Origin of the sequence: Streptosporangium sp. NPDC020072 (assembly GCF_040631445.1) — a bacterium.
In the GTDB taxonomy this organism is placed as follows: Bacteria; Actinomycetota; Actinomycetes; order Streptosporangiales; family Streptosporangiaceae; genus Streptosporangium.
The window spans coordinates 1-14,442 of the sequence record NZ_JBEYAB010000017.1; the positions used below are offsets into that span (position 1 = coordinate 1).

The following is a 14,442-nucleotide window of genomic DNA, read 5'->3' on the forward strand; positions in this document are numbered from 1 at the left end:
CCCTCACCCCCCAACGACTCCACCCCGTCCTCACCCCCAAAATCGACGGCGCCCACCTCCTACACGACCTCACCCGCCACAACCCCCCCACCATCGTCCTGTTCTCCTCCATCTCCGGCCTCCTCGGCGGAGCCGCCCAAGCCGCCTACACCGCCGCCAACACCTACCTCGACGCCCTCGCCACCAACCACCCCACAACCACCTCCCTCGCCTGGGGACTCTGGCAACAGGAAAGCGACATCACCGCCCGGTTGAGCTCGGCGGACCAGGCACGCATCGCGCGCACCGGGCTGCGGTCGCTGCCCACCGAGCAGGCGCTCGCGCTGTTCGACGCCGCCGTCTCCGGGCGGGCGCGAGGCTCGGTCGTGGTGCCCGCGCTGCTGGCGCCGACCGTGGAGGGAACGCCCGCACCGCTCCTGCGCGGACTCGTCCGGGCCGCCCGGCCGAGCGCACGGACCCGTGCGGGAGCCGGGGGCGGGGCGGCGTCGCTGGCGGGCAGGCTGGCCGGGCTCGACCGTGAGGCGCGCGCCGAGGCCCTGCTCGAACTGGTCCGCGGTGAGGTCGGCACGGTGCTCGACCATCCGGCGCCGGGCACCATTCCCGCTGACCGCGCGCTCATCGAGCTGGGTCTCGACTCGCTGACCTCCGTCGAACTGCGCAACCGCCTCAGCACCGCCACCGGACTCCGCCTACCGGCGACCCTCACCTTCGACCACCCCACCCCCCAGGCCATCGCCGACCTGCTCGACCGTGAGCTGGGGGAAACGGCCAGGGAGGTACGGCCAGGCCGTACCGGGGTGAGCGGGGCGGGCGGCGGACTGGCCGCGATCCACCGGCGGATGCACGAGACGGGCAAACACCTGCAGGCGGCCGAGTTGCTGCTCGCGGTCTCGTACGTGCGCGGCCAGTTCGGCGCCGCCGAACGTGAGCGGTACGCGCGGCCCCCGATCAGGTTGGCCACCGGCCCCAGGCGGGTGTCCCTGGTGTGTTTCCCCGCGCTCAGCGCGATCTCCGGACCGCACGAGTACTCGCGGTTCGGCCAGGTCTTCAGGGGGGAGCGGAACGTCCACGTCGTACCGTCTCCCGGATTCACCGACGGGGAGGCCGAGGCGCTGCCCGACTCGCTGGAGACGCTGGTCCAGATGAACGTGGAGGGTCTGCGTGCCTGCGTCGGCGAGGACGAGCCCTTCGTGATCGTCGGCCGTTCGATGGGTGGCTGTGTCGCGCACGCGGTCGCCGTCGCGCTTGAGGACCAGGGGCTGAGGCCTGCCGGGCTCGCGCTGATCGACAGCTATCCGATCGACGCGGCGGGCCAGGAGGGCATGGAGTGGTGGCTGGGCGGCATGATCGGCGGGATGCTCGACCGGATCGACCGGTTCGACATGATGTTGCACGACGACAGGCTGACCACGATGGGTCTCTACAACCGGCTCTTCGTCGGCTGGCAGCCGAAGCCGGTCCAGACGCCGATCCTGCTGCTGCGGGCGACGGAGCCGTTGCGCGGCACGACGGTCGATCCCGAGGGCCGGCTGGACTGGCGGGCGTACTGGCCGGTGGCGCACGAGTCGACCGACATCCCCGGCGACCACTTCACCACTCTTGAGGAGCGTTCGGACACCACCGCCCAGGCGATCAGGTCGTGGGTCGACGGGCTGGTGTGACGGTCGCATGACACCGCCGCCCGCTCCGGACTCCCGGAGCGGGCGGCGGGCGGGCGCTCAGACGAGCTGCTGCACGATGCCGAGACGGTCGGGCAGGACCTCGTACTCGATGATCTGGCCGTCACGGAACCTGATGGTGCTGATGCTCTGGCCGACGAAACGGCGTCCGCTCGGCGGGGCGCCGAACACCTCGCCGCGCTGCACCCCTTCGATGGTCCAGTAGACGACGACCCTGTCGTTCTCGGCGACGGTGTCGGTCACCGTGGCCGTCACGCCTTCGACCGCCTGGCGCAGCCAGGTGATGTGCTGGACGAAACCGGCGCGCCCGCCGCCGCCCAGCGCGGGTCCCGCGGCGTCGGTGCCGTCCTCGGCGACGATCTCGTCGAGGACCTCCAGGCGGCCCTTGGACACGACCTCCTCGTAGAAGCGTCGCGCCACCGCGCGGTTGGTCTCCGTGGTGCTCATCGTTGACTCCTTTTCCGTTGAGGTGTGGGGAACGGGGGTCACCGGACGCCGGGCAGCGGGAGGACTCCCAGGCTCGCGTCGAGGCCGCCGTCGGCGACCAGCGTCGTCCCGGTGACGTAGGAGGCGGCCGGGGAGGTCAGGAACCAGACGACCTCGGCCTGTTCGCGGGGTTCTCCGAAGCGCTGCAGCGGGATGCGCCTCTCGATCTCCGCCGCGAAGGCCGGGTTCTGCCGTACCCCCTCGTTGATCCGGGTCCAGGTGAGGCCGGGGGCCAGGGCGTTGACCCGGATGCCCTGGACGGCGTAGTCGATGGCGGCGGCCCGTACCAGGTTGATGACGGCGCCCTTCGAGGCGTTGTAGGCCCAGTTGCCCGGGTCTGCGCGCAGGCCGGCGACGGAGGCGGTCACCACGATGGAGCCGCCGCCTCCCTCGCGCAGCACGGGTGCCGCTGCCCGGATGCCCAGGACGGGGCCGCGCAGGTTGACGGAGAGGATGCGTTCGGCGGCCTCGACCGCGCCGGGCGCCTCGAAGGGACGGGTGCCGCCGATCCCGGCGTTGAGCACGACGGCGTCGAGCCCGCCGAACTCCTCGACGGCCAGCGCGACCGCCTTCCGGTTGGCGGCCTCCGTGGACACGTCGCCGACGAGGGGGACGACCCGGTCGAGGCGGGCGATCTCCTTGAGGCTCCACTCGTCGTGGTCGACGGCGACGACGCCGACTCCCCGTTCGGCGAACAGTTCCACGGTCGCCCGGCCGATGCCCGAGGCGGCGCCCGTCACGACGACGGATCGCGGCGCCGGGGTCCAGCCCGGGTAGAGGCCCTCAGGGCGTGGTTCAGGGGTGGTTGGGGTCATGTCGGCCTTTCAGGTCCGTGACGGGGACGGGTCTCCCGGCCGCGGGTCGCGCGGTTCCGGGTTCTGGGAAACGCGGGTGTGCCGTACGGGGCCGGGGCCGATCCGTGGCACGGCGGCGAGCAACGCCCGGGTGTAGGCGGCCTGTGGAGCACGGAAGACGGCCTCGACCTGTCCGGTTTCGACCACCTTGCCGTCCTTCATGACCGCCACCCGGTCGCACACCTGGCGGATGACGCCCAGGTCGTGCGAGATGAACAGCAGTGAGACCCCGGCCTCGTGTCTGAGCCGGGTGAGCAGCGTCAGGATCTGCGCCTGCACGGTGACGTCGAGCGCGGAGACCGGTTCGTCGCAGACGAGCACGTCGGGGGCGGGGGCGAGCGCCCGCGCGATGGCCACGCGCTGCCGCTGACCGCCGGACAGCCGGCCGGGCCGTCTGCGAAGAACGGCGGGATCGAGCCCGACCTGCCCGAGCAACTCGGCGACGCGTTCACGTACGACGCCTTTCCGAGCGCGGGGCAGCGCCTCCGCGACGATCTCCTCAACGGTGTGGCGGGGGTCGAAGGAGCTCAGCGGGTCCTGGTCGACGAGCTGGATGCGGGAGCGCCGGGCGCGGCGGTCCCGTTCCTTCAGGCCGCTCCAGGGCCGGCCGTGCAGAAGCACCGATCCGGCGTCGGGTTCGAACTCGGCCATGACGATCCTGGCGGTCGTGCTCTTGCCCGAACCCGACTCCCCGACGATCCCCAGCGCCTCCCCCGCGGCCAGGTCGAACGACACGTCGTCGACCGCGGTGCGGTGGGAGCCGCCGGGTGAACGGAAGCGTTTGACGACCCCCCGGACGGTGAGGACCGTCTCGGCCCGCGTCGGCGCGGCGGGGCCCGCGGCGCGCTTCCTGGACGCGGTCGCGGGCACTGTCCCCGGATACCAGCAGCGCACCACCCGGTCCGTCCCGTACGGCAGCGCCTCGGGCGGCCGTTCACGGCAGCGGTCGTCGGCCAGCGGGCAGCGGGGCGCGTAGGGGCAGCCCTCCTGGGCGGCGGGTGCGGAGCGGAGCCCGGACAGGTCGGGCACCGGGCCGTCGACGGAGGGCACCGCGGCGAGCAGGTCGGCCGTGTAGGGGTGGGCGGGCGCCGTGAGCAGGCCGGCCGCGGGCCCCTGTTCGACGACCGTTCCCGCGTAGAGGACGGCGACGTGGCCGGCGAGCCTGGCGACGACCGCCAAGTCGTGGCTGATCAGCAGCAGTGCCGTACCCGCGTCCCTCCTGGCGGCCAGCACGTCGAGGACCTGGGCCTGGACGGTGACGTCGAGGGCGGTCGTCGGCTCGTCGGCGATCAGCAGCCGGGGGCGGGCCGCGACGGCGGAGGCGATCAGGGCGCGCTGCCGCAGGCCACCGGACAGTTCGTGGGGGTACTGCAGGAGGCGGACCTCGGGGTCGGGGACGCCCACCTCGGACAGCAGCGCGACGACCTGGTCGTCGAGGTCGTCACGGGTGGCCAGGCCGTGTACCTCAAGGGGTTCGGCGACCTCGTAGCCGACCCTGCGCAGCGGGTCGAGGGAGGTCAGCGCGTCCTGCAGGACGTAGCCGATCCGCCGTCCGCGCAGCCGCCGCCACTGCCGTCCGCCCAGCCCGATCAGGTCGTGTCCCGCGAAGGACAGGGTGCGCGCGCGGACGTCGGCGCCCTGCCCGGCCAGGCCGAGCAGCGCGCGGGCGGTGACGCTCTTGCCGGAGCCCGACTCGCCGACCACGGCCAGGCACTCGCCCGCGCGCAGCGTCAGGCCGACGTCCCGTACGGCGCGCACGACGCCGTGCCGGGTGGTGAAGTCGACGGAGAGCCCGTCCACGACGACCAGCGGTTCCTCCCGCGTCACGGCTCCCGCCTCTCGTAGCGGGCCTGCAGGGCGCGCCCCACGGCCGTGGCGGACATGACGGTCAGGGTGATGGCGGCGCCGGGGAAGAGGGCGAGGGTCCAGGAGACGTCGAGGTAGTTACGGGCCTGGGCGAGCATGGCGCCCCATTCGGGGGCCGGTGGCCGTGGGCCGAGGCCCAGGAAGCTGAGGGAGGCTCCGGCGATGACGGCGGTGCCGACGTTCAGCGTCGCCAGGATCAGCAGCGGCGCCAGCGTGTTCGGCACGATGTGCCTGCGCAGAACGCGGCGGGGTCGCAGTCCCAGGTTGGTCGCGGCCCTGACGTAGGCGGAGTTCCGCACGAGGAGGGCCTGGACCCTGACGACGCGGGCGAAGCCGGGGGCCAGGGCGACGGTGATGGCCAGGGTGGCGTTGCGGGTGCCGGGGCCGAGGACGGCGACCACGAGCAGCGCCGTGAGGACGCCGGGGAAGGCCAGCAGGATGTCGGCCAGGCGCATGGCCACCTCACCGGCGACCCGTCCGCCGAGCGCGGCCAGCAGTCCCCACGCCGAGCCTGCGGCTCCGGCGAGCAGTGTGGAGCCCAGGCCGACGAACAGCGAGGCGCGGGCGCCGTACACGACACGGGCGAACACGTCGCGGCCGAGCTGGTCGGTGCCGAACGGGTGCCCGGCGCCGGGGCCTCGCAGGGCGGCGGTCGCGTCCACCTGGTCGGGTGCCCCGGCGAACAGCGCGGGGAACAACGCGGCGCAGCAGACGAGGGCGAGGAACGCGCAGGCCGCCCACAGTCCTGGCCGCGGGCGCGTTCCCCGGCACGGCACGAGCGTGGGGGCGGTCACGGGGTGGCCTGCCGTACGCGGGGGTCGACCACCCGGTAGAGCAGGTCGAGGCCGGTGTTGATCACTGAGAAGGTGAGGGCCGCGAGCACGACGACGCCGGTCACCACGGGGAAGTCCCTGCCGTTGACCGCCGAGACGATGACCTGGCCGAGTCCCTGGCGGGCGAAGACCGTCTCGACGACCACGACTCCGGCGAGGAGTTCGCCGAGGGCCCAGCCCGACAGGGTGAGGACGGGCAGTGCGGCGTGCCGCAGCGCGTGCCGCAGCCGGATGCGGTTCTCCGTGGCGCCCCTTGACCTGGCGGTCAGGGCGAAGGGCTGTCCGAGGGCGCGTTCGACGCCCTCCCTGGTGATCTGCGCGAGCACGCCCGCGATGGGCAGCGCGAGGGTGATCCACGGCAGCACGAGCGCGCGGGGGCCGTCCTCGCCGAGTACGGGGAACCAGTGGAGGGTGAAGGAGAAGGCGCCGAGCAGCAGGATGCCGCTCCAGAAGTTGGGGGTCGAGACGGCGCAGAACTCCAGGACGCGGGAGACGGCCCCGGCTCTGGGGCGTCCCGCGGTGAACAGGGCCAGGGTCACCGCCAGGGTGAAGCCGAGGACCGCGGCGCCGGTGGCCAGGGCGACGGTCGCGCCGAGCTGTTCCAGGATCACCGCGCTCACCGGCTGGTTGAGCTGGTAGGACTCGCCGAGGTCGGCGCGGGCCAGCCTGCCGATGAAGATCGCGTACTGGACGGGCAGGGGGTCGTGCAGGCCGTACCGGGCGCGGATCGTCTCCAGCACCTCGGGGGTGGCGTTCGCCTGGACCCCGCCCGCGATGACGTGGGCGGGGTCTCCGGGCACGAGCCGCATGCCGATGAAGGCCAGTGTCGCCGTCCCCCACAGCACGAACAGGGTGAGCGCGAGCCTGCGTGCCAGCCGGCGTGCCAGCGGCGGCATGGGGATCAGGCCCCCAGCCAGGCGCCGTGGAAGACGGGGTAGGTCTGCGCGTCGAAGGCGACGCCGCGCACCCGCCCCGACAGGCCGACGAGTTGCACCGGCGTGTAGAGGGGTAGCACGTAGGCCTGCCTGAGGACCTCCTTCTGCACGGCCGCGTAGTCGCGCCTGGCCGTCTCCGGGTCCGAGGTCTCGGCCGCCTCCTCGACCCGTTCGTCGATCTCGGGTGAGTCGACGAGAGCGACGTTGCCGCCCGCCTTGGCGTAGGTGTTGCCCGAGGCGAAGGCGAATCTCAGCACGTCGGGGGTCGGCCTGGCGAAGCTGACGTCGATCAGGTCGTAGCCGCCGCCGATGAGGTACTCGCTCACGTAGGCGCCGGTGTCGACGGGTGGCCGCCGGATCTCGATGCCGGCGAGTTTGGCCTGTGCCTGGACGCCCTCGGCCAGGACGTCGCGCTGGTCCTTGTTCCCCTCGGCCCAGAAGGGCCACACGAGGGTGAGCCGTTCGCCGTCCTTGACGCGGTAGCCGTCCTTGTCGGTCTCCTTCCAGCCCGCCTCGTCCAGGAGCCTGGCCGCCTCCTTGGGGTCGTAGGAGGCCAGTTCGCTCTCGGCGCCCGCGTCGTAGGCGGCGGTCACCGCGCTGAGCGGGTTGCGCGCCGCCCTGTAGTGGCCGAAGTAGACGCTCCTGACCAGCTGGTCGACGTTGACCGAGGCGGACAGGGCGCGGCGGACCCGCACGTCGCGCAGCGGCCCCCGGGTCTGGTTGAGGTAGAGGTTGTAGTTGAGGCCGGGTGTCTCCTGGGCGTTCAGCGTGAACCCGGGCAGCGTCTTCAGCCTGTCGGCGTTGACGGGCGGCACACCCGCCATGGCCTGTGCCTGGCCGCTGGTCAGCGCGCCGTACCGCGTGGCGTCCTCGGAGACGAACTCGAAGACCAGGCCGTCGAGGTAGGCGGCTCCCTGGTGGGAGGCTCCCGCGGGGGTCGCGGTGTAGCCGGGGTTGCGCCTGAGGGTGACGCGCCTGTCCTTCTCCCAGGAGACGTAGGAGAAGGGGCCGGTGCCGACCGGCCGGTACTCGGAGACCGGCTTGGCGAGCGCGGCCGGGCTCTGGATGCCCAGGTAGGGCACGGAGAGCGCCTGCAGGAAGGGGGTGAAGGGCCGGGAGAGCGTCACCTCGACGACCAGGTCGCTCACCACGCGCGCCTTCCGGTACGGGGCGATCAGCGAGGCCGCGTAGGCCGACTTCGTCCCGGGGTCGACCACGTGGTCGAGGGAGGCCTTGACCGCCGCCGCGGTGAGCGGGGTGCCGTCGTGGAAGGTGACGCCCTCGCGGAGGGTGAAGGTGTAGACCTTGCCGTCCTTGGAGACCGTCCACTCCTTGGCCAGCCAGGGACCGAAGCTGTCCGGGCCGGTCTGCGCCACCAGGGAGTCGAAGACGTTGCGGTCGATGAGACCGGTCACCGCGGTGGCCGCGACGGCCGGGTCCAGCGATACCTGGGTGCCCGCGATCGCGTAGGTGAGGGTGCCGCCCGCGACGGGCGCGCCCGAGGGGCCCGCGACGGCCCGCGCCACCGGCCGGTCAGCGCCTCCTGTCATCACGGAGACGGCGACGGCGCCTGCGACGACGGCCGTGGCCAGACAGGCGATCAGGACGACGGGGCGCCGGGAGCGCAGGGCGCCCCGCCTGCGGCCGGGGATCGGGGTGGCTCTGGTGGCCGGGTCATCGCTCGGTGTCATCGGCGTGGCCTTCTTCTGGGGCGTGGAACGCGTGCGCGAGAAGGGGCGGACATGCCATCGGCGGGTGAGCCGAATGGCCGGAAAACGCACCCTCCGTGGAAATAAATCATTCTCCCCGGCCCCGGACAAACATCAGGGCCGCACAGCGATCACACCATGTCAGGCGATTTACGTCAATGACGTCCGAGCATTTCAGGCCACCTTTCATGAATATTCGCCAAGCAATTCACCTTGCCAATCGATGTCAATTTGAATTGCTTATCGGATGGCTGGTCTTGTATTGGTCGCGACGCTGCCGCTCTCCACCGGGAAGGCCGGTGAGAAACGGCCGGGAGGGCGGGACCTCGGCGAAGAAGGCGCGCAGGGTGTCGCCCGCGTACGCCTCGATCGCCGGATCGAGTCCCTGCCTGCTGAGCAGGCGCAGCCCGAGTGTGCCCTGCGGGGGCAGCTGGCGGACCTCCTCAAGTCCCGGCGGGACGCCGCACGCGGTCGGCATCAGGGCGACGCCGAGCCGCGCCCTGACCGCGGTGAGGACGCCCTCCAGATTGGCCGCCTCGGTGGTGATCCGCACGATCCAGCCGAGTCTCTCCAGCGCGCCCACGGCCTGCTGGCGCAGCCCGCAGGGCTCCTGGAAGGCGACGAGCGGCAGCGGCGCGCCGGGCGCGGGCGGAACCCAGTCCGGCGCGGCCAGCCAGCGCAGCGGCAGGGAGCCGACCTCCGTCCCTCCCACGTTGGCGACCGCGCCGAGGATCAGCGCCATGTCCACCGTCCCGCGCAGCGTCGCCTCGGCGAGGACCGTGCTGCGGTCCAGCCGGAACACCACGTCGCGTCCCGGCAGGGCGGACATCAGGACGGTGAGCAGGTCGGGCAGGACCGGGGAGGCCGCGTGCTCGACGGCCCCGACGGTCAGCGTCGGAACCGGCTCCGCCCCGAGCCTGCACATCGCCTCGTCGTGCGCGGCGAGGAGTCGCCGCGCCTCGGCCAGCAGCGCCTCGCCGGCCGCGGTGAACCTGGTCAGCCTGCCGGCCCGTTCGACCAGCGGACGTCCGACGACACGTTCCAGAGACCGCACGTGCTGGCTCACCGTGGGCTGGCTCGTCCGCAGCGCGGACGCCGCCCGGCCGAAGCCGCCACACTCCGCGATGGCAACAAAAGTACGCAGTTGCACAAGATCGAGCAATGCTCCCATGTTCCCATGATAAACCGAAAACCCACTTTATCTACCTAGAATGTTGGTTGTTGGGTCCGGAACCCGCCTGAACGGCCGAAACGCGGGCGCACGAGCCGCGCGGAGGCGGCCTTGAAAGAGAGGAAATCCGTCAGCTACGCTGACGATCAACTAAGCTGATGGATTGGAGCCCGCCGCATGTCCTCGACACCACCCGGCGAGATCGCGGCCCGCGCCGCCCTCGCGGTGACGGGCCTGGTCACCACGCTCCCCGTGTTCGCCCTGGTCAACCCGTCCATGCTGGGGTCGACCTACGGCGTGACCGACCCCGATCCCATGGTGCTGGCGCTGCTGCAGCACCGCGGCGTGCTCCAGCTCCTGCTGGGCGCCGCCCTGCTGTGGGCCGTCCTGTCCCCGCCCGTCCGGCTGGCCGCGTGCCTGGCCGCGATCCTCGCCAAGGCCGCCTTCCTCGGGCTCACCTTCCTCAACCCGGCGGCCCGGCCCGGCCTGTCGACGGTGAGCATCGTCTTCGACCTGGGCAGCATCGCCCTGCTGGCGTTCGTCGCCGTACGTGAGACGACCGCCCGGCGCGCGCAACCCGCCGGGACGGCCGCCTGAGAGCTCACCCGGCCAGTTCGCGCACGCCCTTCAGCAGCCGGTCGACGTCCTGCTCGTCGGTGTAGGGGGCGATCCCGGCGCGCACCGCGCCCGTGTCCCCCAGGCCGAGCCTGCGGGAGCACTCCAGCGCGTAGAAGGAGCTGGCGGGCGCGTTGACCCCGCGTTCGCCCAGCAGCCGGTAGGTGTCGGCGGGCGTGACCCCGCCGACGGTGAACAACGTGGTCGGGGTGCGCTCGCGCCCCGGCGCGCCGTACGTCCGCACCCCGCCGATCTCGGCCAGGCCCGCCTCAAGCCGGTCGAGCATGGCCCGTTCGTGCCCTTCGAGCGCGGCCATCGAGCGGGCGAGCCGCGCGCGCCTGTCCCCCTCGCCCGGCACGAGGTCCGCCAGGAAGCCGACCGCCGCCGTCGTGCCCGCCAGCAGCTCGTACGGCAGTGTGCCCAGCTCGAACCGCTCGGGCACGGCATCACTGGCGGGCAGCAGCTTGTCGGGGTTGATCGTCTCAAGCAGCGCCGGGTCCGCGGCGAGCACGCCCAGGTGCGGGCCGAGGAACTTGTACGGCGAGCAGGCGTAGAAGTCGGCGCCGAGCGCCCCCACGTCGATCAGACTGTGCGGCGTCAGGTGCACCCCGTCCACGTAGACCAGCGCCCCGGCCTCGTGCGCCCGCGCGGCGATCGCCGCGACGTCGGGACAGGTGCCCAGCAGGTTCGACGCGGCCGTGACGGCGACGAGCCTGGTGCGCTCGGTGAGCAGGTCCGCGACCGCGGCGACGGGCAGTTCCCCGCTGTCCGGGTCGAAGTCGGCGCGGCGAACCGTGACGCCGCGCGCCAGGGCGGCCTGCTCCCAGGGCCGGATGTTGGCGTCGTGGTCGAGTGTGGTGACCACGACCTCGTCGCCGGGACGCCACTCCTTGGCCAGCGCGCGGGCCATGTCGTAGGTCAGCTGCGTCATGCTGCGGCCGAAGACGACGCCCTCCGGCGTGGCCGCGAGCAGGTCGGCCATCGCCCGGCGGGCGCCGGTCACGATCGCGTCGGCGCGGCGCTCGGCCGCGGTCATGACTCCCCGGTTGGCGACGGCGGAGCGCAGCGTCCCGGCCACCGCCTCGGCGACCACACCGGGGGTCTGCGAACCGCCCGGCCCGTCGAAGTGCGCCGCCCCCTCCGCCAGCGCGGGGAAGTGCGCCCGTACCGCCGTCACGTCGTATGCCACAGGGCCTCCAGGCTCGTTCCTCGGACAGCCGGCCGCCGTGTGGACCGGCCCCCCGGACAGACTTCCCCGGACGGCCGTCTCCGACTCCTCACCTGGGGCCCCGGGTCAGGGATGCTCGTGCCGTACGTGTGCCTCCTCGGGCCGGTCACGCCGCAGCCTGTCGTGGAAGCGGCGGATCAGCCTGGCGGCCCCCGCCGGGTCTCCGGTCGTGTGGTACCTCCACCGGTCGCGTTCCCCGACCCACCGGAACCACTCAGGCCCGGCCCACACGATCAGCCCCGGGGCGAGGCTGAGCATCGGATCGCCGGAGCTCGTCGCGAACACGTCGTGCTCCTCGGTCTCGACCCCGGCCGCGCGCAGCTCCCGCCGCAGGTCGGCCAGCGCCCGCTCGGCCCTCACCGCGCCGCCCGCGCCGGTGCCTGACTCGGTGGCCTGTCCCTCGGCTCCCCATGGAAAGGGATGTGCTCCGCGTGGCGCCCGCCGTACGGCGCCTCGGGTCCGGGAGAGGCGGCCCGCGCGGCGAGGTACTCCATGTGCCTGACCGTGCTCTCCAGCTCCTGCGGGGTCGAGGCCTCGACGTGGGGTGTGGCGGCCAGGTGTCCCGCCGTGGGCATCGCCCAGAAGCTGTGGGTGTGCAGGCCGTACCAGATCGTCCAGTTCGGCAGCCGCAGGGCCAGCTCCCGCGCCGCCGCCACGTTGCCCGCCGTTCGCTCGTCCGTCGTTCGTCCGTTCACCGCGCGCTCCCACCTCCGCCGAAGAAACCACCGACTTCCTCAGAGAGGTCGCGCGACCGTCCGTGCCGGGTGGCAGCCGGGGCGTGGGGCGGACGGTCCCGTCCGCCCCACGCCCCCGGACCAGGCACTGTTCGTGAACGGGTGACATGTTTGTCCACTCCCGGTCACCGTCCCGGTCACCCTCACCGTCGCCGGGGCGGGGTACGGCGGGCCTCAGGAACGCAGTTCGGGGAACTGGTCGTCGCGCCACTCGCCGGAGGAGCCGCCCTCGGCCGCGTCCCGTTCCGCGCGTCCCCTCAGCTCCACACGGCGGATCTTGCCGGAGACCGTCTTCGGCAGCCCGGAGAACTCCAGGCGCCGTACCCGCTGGTACGGCGCCAGCCGCTCGCGGGCGTGACGCAGGATGGCCAGCGCGGTCTCCCTGTCCGGCTCCCACCCGGCCGCCAGCGTGACGTAGGCCTTCGGCACGGCCAGGCGCAGCTCGTCGGGCGCGGGCACCACGGCGGCCTCGGCGACGGCCGGATGCTCGATGAGCACGCTCTCCAGCTCGAAGGGGGAGATCTTGTAGTCGGAGGCCTTGAACACGTCGTCGGTGCGGCCGACGTAGAAGATGTAGCCGTCCGCGTCGCGGGAGGCGACGTCTCCGGTGTGGTAGTAGCCGCCCGCCATGGCCTCGGCGTTGCGCGTCTCGTCGCCCCGGTAACCGGCCATCAGCGAGACGGGCCGCTCGCCCAGGTCGACGCAGATCTCCCCCTCCTGGGCGCGCTCGCCGGTGACGGGATCGACCAGAACCACCGGGACTCCGGGCATGGGCAGCCCCATCGAGCCGGGCTTGACCGGTTCGCCGGGCACGTTGCCGACCGAGAGCGTGGTCTCGGTCTGCCCGAAACCGTCGCGGATCGTCAGCCCCCAGTGGCCGCGGACCTGCTCGATCACCTCGGGGTTCAGCGGTTCCCCGGCGGAGACCACCTCCCGCAGCCGCCCCGGCCCGCCCGACAAATCAGCTTTTATCAGCATCCGCCAGACGGTCGGCGGTGCGCAGAACGTCGTCACCTCCGCCCTGCGGATCTGCGCGAGCAGCGCGCCCGCGTCGAACCTGCCGTAGTTGTGCACGAAGATCGTCGCCTCGGCGATCCAGGGCGCGAAGAAGCAGCTCCAGGCGTGCTTGGCCCACCCGGGGGAGCTGATGTTCAGGTGCACGTCCCCCGGCCGCACGCCGATCCAGTAGGCCGTCGTCAGGTGGCCGACCGGATAGGAGACCTGGGTGTGCTCGACCAGCTTCGGCCTGCTCGTGGTACCCGAGGTGAAGTACAGCAACAGCGGGTCGTCCGGCATGGTGCCCGGATGCGCCGCCGGGGGTGCGTCGAGGGTGTGGGCGTCACGGTAGGGCACCCAGCCCGCCGGGGCGCCGTCGGCGCAGATCCTGACGTAGGTCCCCTCGATCCCGTCGAACTTGGGGGTGTCGGCGGCGTTGGCGATCACGTACCGGGCTCCGCCCCTGCCGATGCGGTCGGGCAGGTCGCCCGGGCCGAGCGCGGTGGTCGCGGGCAGGATCACCGCGCCCAGCTTCATCACCGCCAGCATCGACTCCCACAGCTCGATCTGGTTGTCGAGCATGAGCATGACGCGCTCCCCCCGGCGAACCCCCTGGGCCGCCAGGAACGCCGCGACCCGGTCGGAACGCCGGGCCATCTCGTCGAAGGTGTAGCGGGCCTCGGAACCGTCCTCCTCGACGATCCACAACGCCGTACGGCCGTTGCCGCGCGCGATCGCGTCGAACCAGTCGACCGCCCAGTTGAAGGGGCCCTCGAACCGGGGCCAGGTGAAGCGCCGCACCGCCTCCGCGTGCTCCCCGCCGCATCCCAGCAGCAGGTCACGCGCCTGACGATAGATCTCCGTGTTACCGCTTTTCCCCATCGCACGACTCCTCTCTGCGGCACCTTACTCCGGGCGGCGCTCGGCACCGTTTCCGAAACAAAGGGCTTTTTCGTGAACCGGCAGGCGAGCGCCGGCGTCATCGTGCGGGAGGCCACAGACAGGAACCGCGGGCTTGAGGTCGCCTCGGCCGGGACGGTGAGGACCCTGTTCAGGACCGGGTACGGCGGCGTCGGCCACATCTTCCAGGAATGCGAGTCCGAGCGTGGCGGGCAGCGGTGCGCCTACTCCTACGAGGGCGGCGCCATGTTCATGCACGCGCGCAGGCTGTCGGCGGGGTCGGGGTACTGGATCGACTCGATCGACTACGTCGCGGACTGGTTTTCGGACATCGCCGTCCCGGCACCGCGACTGTCGGGACGGCCTCATCCATGAGACCTCCGGTTGCCGGTTCACCGTCCCGCGCACACCCTGGCAGTGATCCATGAAGGATCCA

Annotated in this window: 14 protein-coding genes; 3 read left to right on the forward strand and 11 right to left on the reverse strand. The window is 72.4% G+C overall.

Annotation, left to right across the window (positions count from 1 at the left end; translation table 11 throughout):
• A partial coding sequence (locus ABZ470_RS34180; protein ID WP_362916602.1) for a thioesterase domain-containing protein occupies window positions 1-1,661 on the forward strand: 1,661 nt, incomplete at its 5' end.
• Window positions 1,662-1,718: 57 nt separating this feature from the next.
• On the opposite strand, the gene ABZ470_RS34185 is transcribed toward ABZ470_RS34180, so the two are convergent.
• The 7 genes from ABZ470_RS34185 to ABZ470_RS34215 form a co-directional block, all read right to left on the reverse strand.
• Complete coding sequence (locus ABZ470_RS34185) at window positions 1,719-2,126, reverse strand: ester cyclase (protein WP_352009432.1); 408 nt, start codon at window positions 2,124-2,126, stop codon at window positions 1,719-1,721.
• 38 nt (window positions 2,127-2,164) lie between these two features.
• On the reverse strand, window positions 2,165-2,980 hold the full coding sequence (locus ABZ470_RS34190; protein ID WP_352009431.1) for an SDR family oxidoreductase: 816 nt from the start codon (window positions 2,978-2,980) through the stop codon (window positions 2,165-2,167).
• Window positions 2,981-2,989: 9 nt separating this feature from the next.
• Entirely contained in the window at window positions 2,990-4,846 is a 1,857-nt protein-coding gene (locus tag ABZ470_RS34195; protein ID WP_362916605.1) for an ABC transporter ATP-binding protein, read from the reverse strand.
• Window positions 4,843-5,679 (reverse strand): ABC transporter permease, encoded by an 837-nt coding sequence (locus tag ABZ470_RS34200; RefSeq protein WP_362916608.1) that lies wholly within the window; start codon window positions 5,677-5,679, stop codon window positions 4,843-4,845. Before ABZ470_RS34200 ends, ABZ470_RS34195 begins: the two co-directional genes overlap by 4 nt.
• Window positions 5,676-6,614: an ABC transporter permease gene (locus ABZ470_RS34205; protein WP_362916610.1), complete on the reverse strand. Its 939-nt coding sequence runs from the start codon at window positions 6,612-6,614 to the stop codon at window positions 5,676-5,678. Before ABZ470_RS34205 ends, ABZ470_RS34200 begins: the two co-directional genes overlap by 4 nt.
• A gap of 5 nt (window positions 6,615-6,619) precedes the next feature.
• On the reverse strand, window positions 6,620-8,344 hold the full coding sequence (locus ABZ470_RS34210) for an ABC transporter substrate-binding protein (RefSeq protein WP_362916612.1): 1,725 nt from the start codon (window positions 8,342-8,344) through the stop codon (window positions 6,620-6,622).
• A 244-nt stretch (window positions 8,345-8,588) separates the two neighbouring features.
• A complete protein-coding gene (locus ABZ470_RS34215; protein WP_362771915.1) occupies window positions 8,589-9,533 on the reverse strand; it encodes a LysR family transcriptional regulator in 945 nt (314 codons plus the stop codon).
• 177 nt (window positions 9,534-9,710) lie between these two features.
• Between ABZ470_RS34215 and ABZ470_RS34220 the strand changes: the two genes are divergently transcribed.
• On the forward strand, window positions 9,711-10,130 hold the full coding sequence (locus ABZ470_RS34220; RefSeq protein ID WP_352009425.1) for a hypothetical protein: 420 nt from the start codon (window positions 9,711-9,713) through the stop codon (window positions 10,128-10,130).
• Window positions 10,131-10,134: 4 nt separating this feature from the next.
• Here ABZ470_RS34220 and ABZ470_RS34225 read toward each other — a convergent pair whose 3' ends face one another.
• From ABZ470_RS34225 to ABZ470_RS34240, 4 genes are all read right to left on the reverse strand, one after another.
• On the reverse strand, window positions 10,135-11,337 hold the full coding sequence (locus tag ABZ470_RS34225) for a cysteine desulfurase-like protein (protein ID WP_362916614.1): 1,203 nt from the start codon (window positions 11,335-11,337) through the stop codon (window positions 10,135-10,137).
• Between the two features lie 105 nt (window positions 11,338-11,442).
• Window positions 11,443-11,736 carry a hypothetical protein gene (locus ABZ470_RS34230; protein ID WP_352009423.1) on the reverse strand — a complete coding sequence of 98 codons (294 nt, stop codon included), beginning with the start codon at window positions 11,734-11,736 and terminating at the stop codon, window positions 11,443-11,445.
• Window positions 11,733-12,071, reverse strand: coding sequence for a hypothetical protein (locus ABZ470_RS34235; RefSeq protein ID WP_352009422.1), 339 nt, complete (start codon window positions 12,069-12,071; stop codon window positions 11,733-11,735). Before ABZ470_RS34235 ends, ABZ470_RS34230 begins: the two co-directional genes overlap by 4 nt.
• A 213-nt stretch (window positions 12,072-12,284) precedes the next feature.
• Window positions 12,285-13,988 (reverse strand): AMP-binding protein, encoded by a 1,704-nt coding sequence (locus ABZ470_RS34240; protein WP_362916616.1) that lies wholly within the window; start codon window positions 13,986-13,988, stop codon window positions 12,285-12,287.
• A gap of 72 nt (window positions 13,989-14,060) precedes the next feature.
• Between ABZ470_RS34240 and ABZ470_RS34245 the strand changes: the two genes are divergently transcribed.
• Window positions 14,061-14,381 carry a hypothetical protein gene (locus ABZ470_RS34245; RefSeq protein ID WP_362916618.1) on the forward strand — a complete coding sequence of 107 codons (321 nt, stop codon included), beginning with the start codon at window positions 14,061-14,063 and terminating at the stop codon, window positions 14,379-14,381.
• The last annotated feature ends 61 nt before the right edge of the window (window positions 14,382-14,442 follow it).

Excerpts from the sequence above, each read along its gene's own strand:
- ABZ470_RS34205 (WP_362916610.1), bottom strand. The coding sequence starts at position 6,614 with ATGCCGCCGCTGGCACGCCGGCTGGCACGCAGGCTCGCGCTCACCCTG.
- ABZ470_RS34220 (WP_352009425.1), top strand. The coding sequence starts at position 9,711 with ATGTCCTCGACACCACCCGGCGAGATCGCGGCCCGCGCCGCCCTCGCG.
- ABZ470_RS34240 (WP_362916616.1), bottom strand. The coding sequence starts at position 13,988 with ATGGGGAAAAGCGGTAACACGGAGATCTATCGTCAGGCGCGTGACCTG.
- ABZ470_RS34215 (WP_362771915.1), bottom strand. The coding sequence starts at position 9,533 with ATGGGAGCATTGCTCGATCTTGTGCAACTGCGTACTTTTGTTGCCATC.
- ABZ470_RS34185 (WP_352009432.1), bottom strand. The coding sequence starts at position 2,126 with ATGAGCACCACGGAGACCAACCGCGCGGTGGCGCGACGCTTCTACGAG.
- ABZ470_RS34210 (WP_362916612.1), bottom strand. The coding sequence starts at position 8,344 with ATGACACCGAGCGATGACCCGGCCACCAGAGCCACCCCGATCCCCGGC.
- ABZ470_RS34190 (WP_352009431.1), bottom strand. The coding sequence starts at position 2,980 with ATGACCCCAACCACCCCTGAACCACGCCCTGAGGGCCTCTACCCGGGC.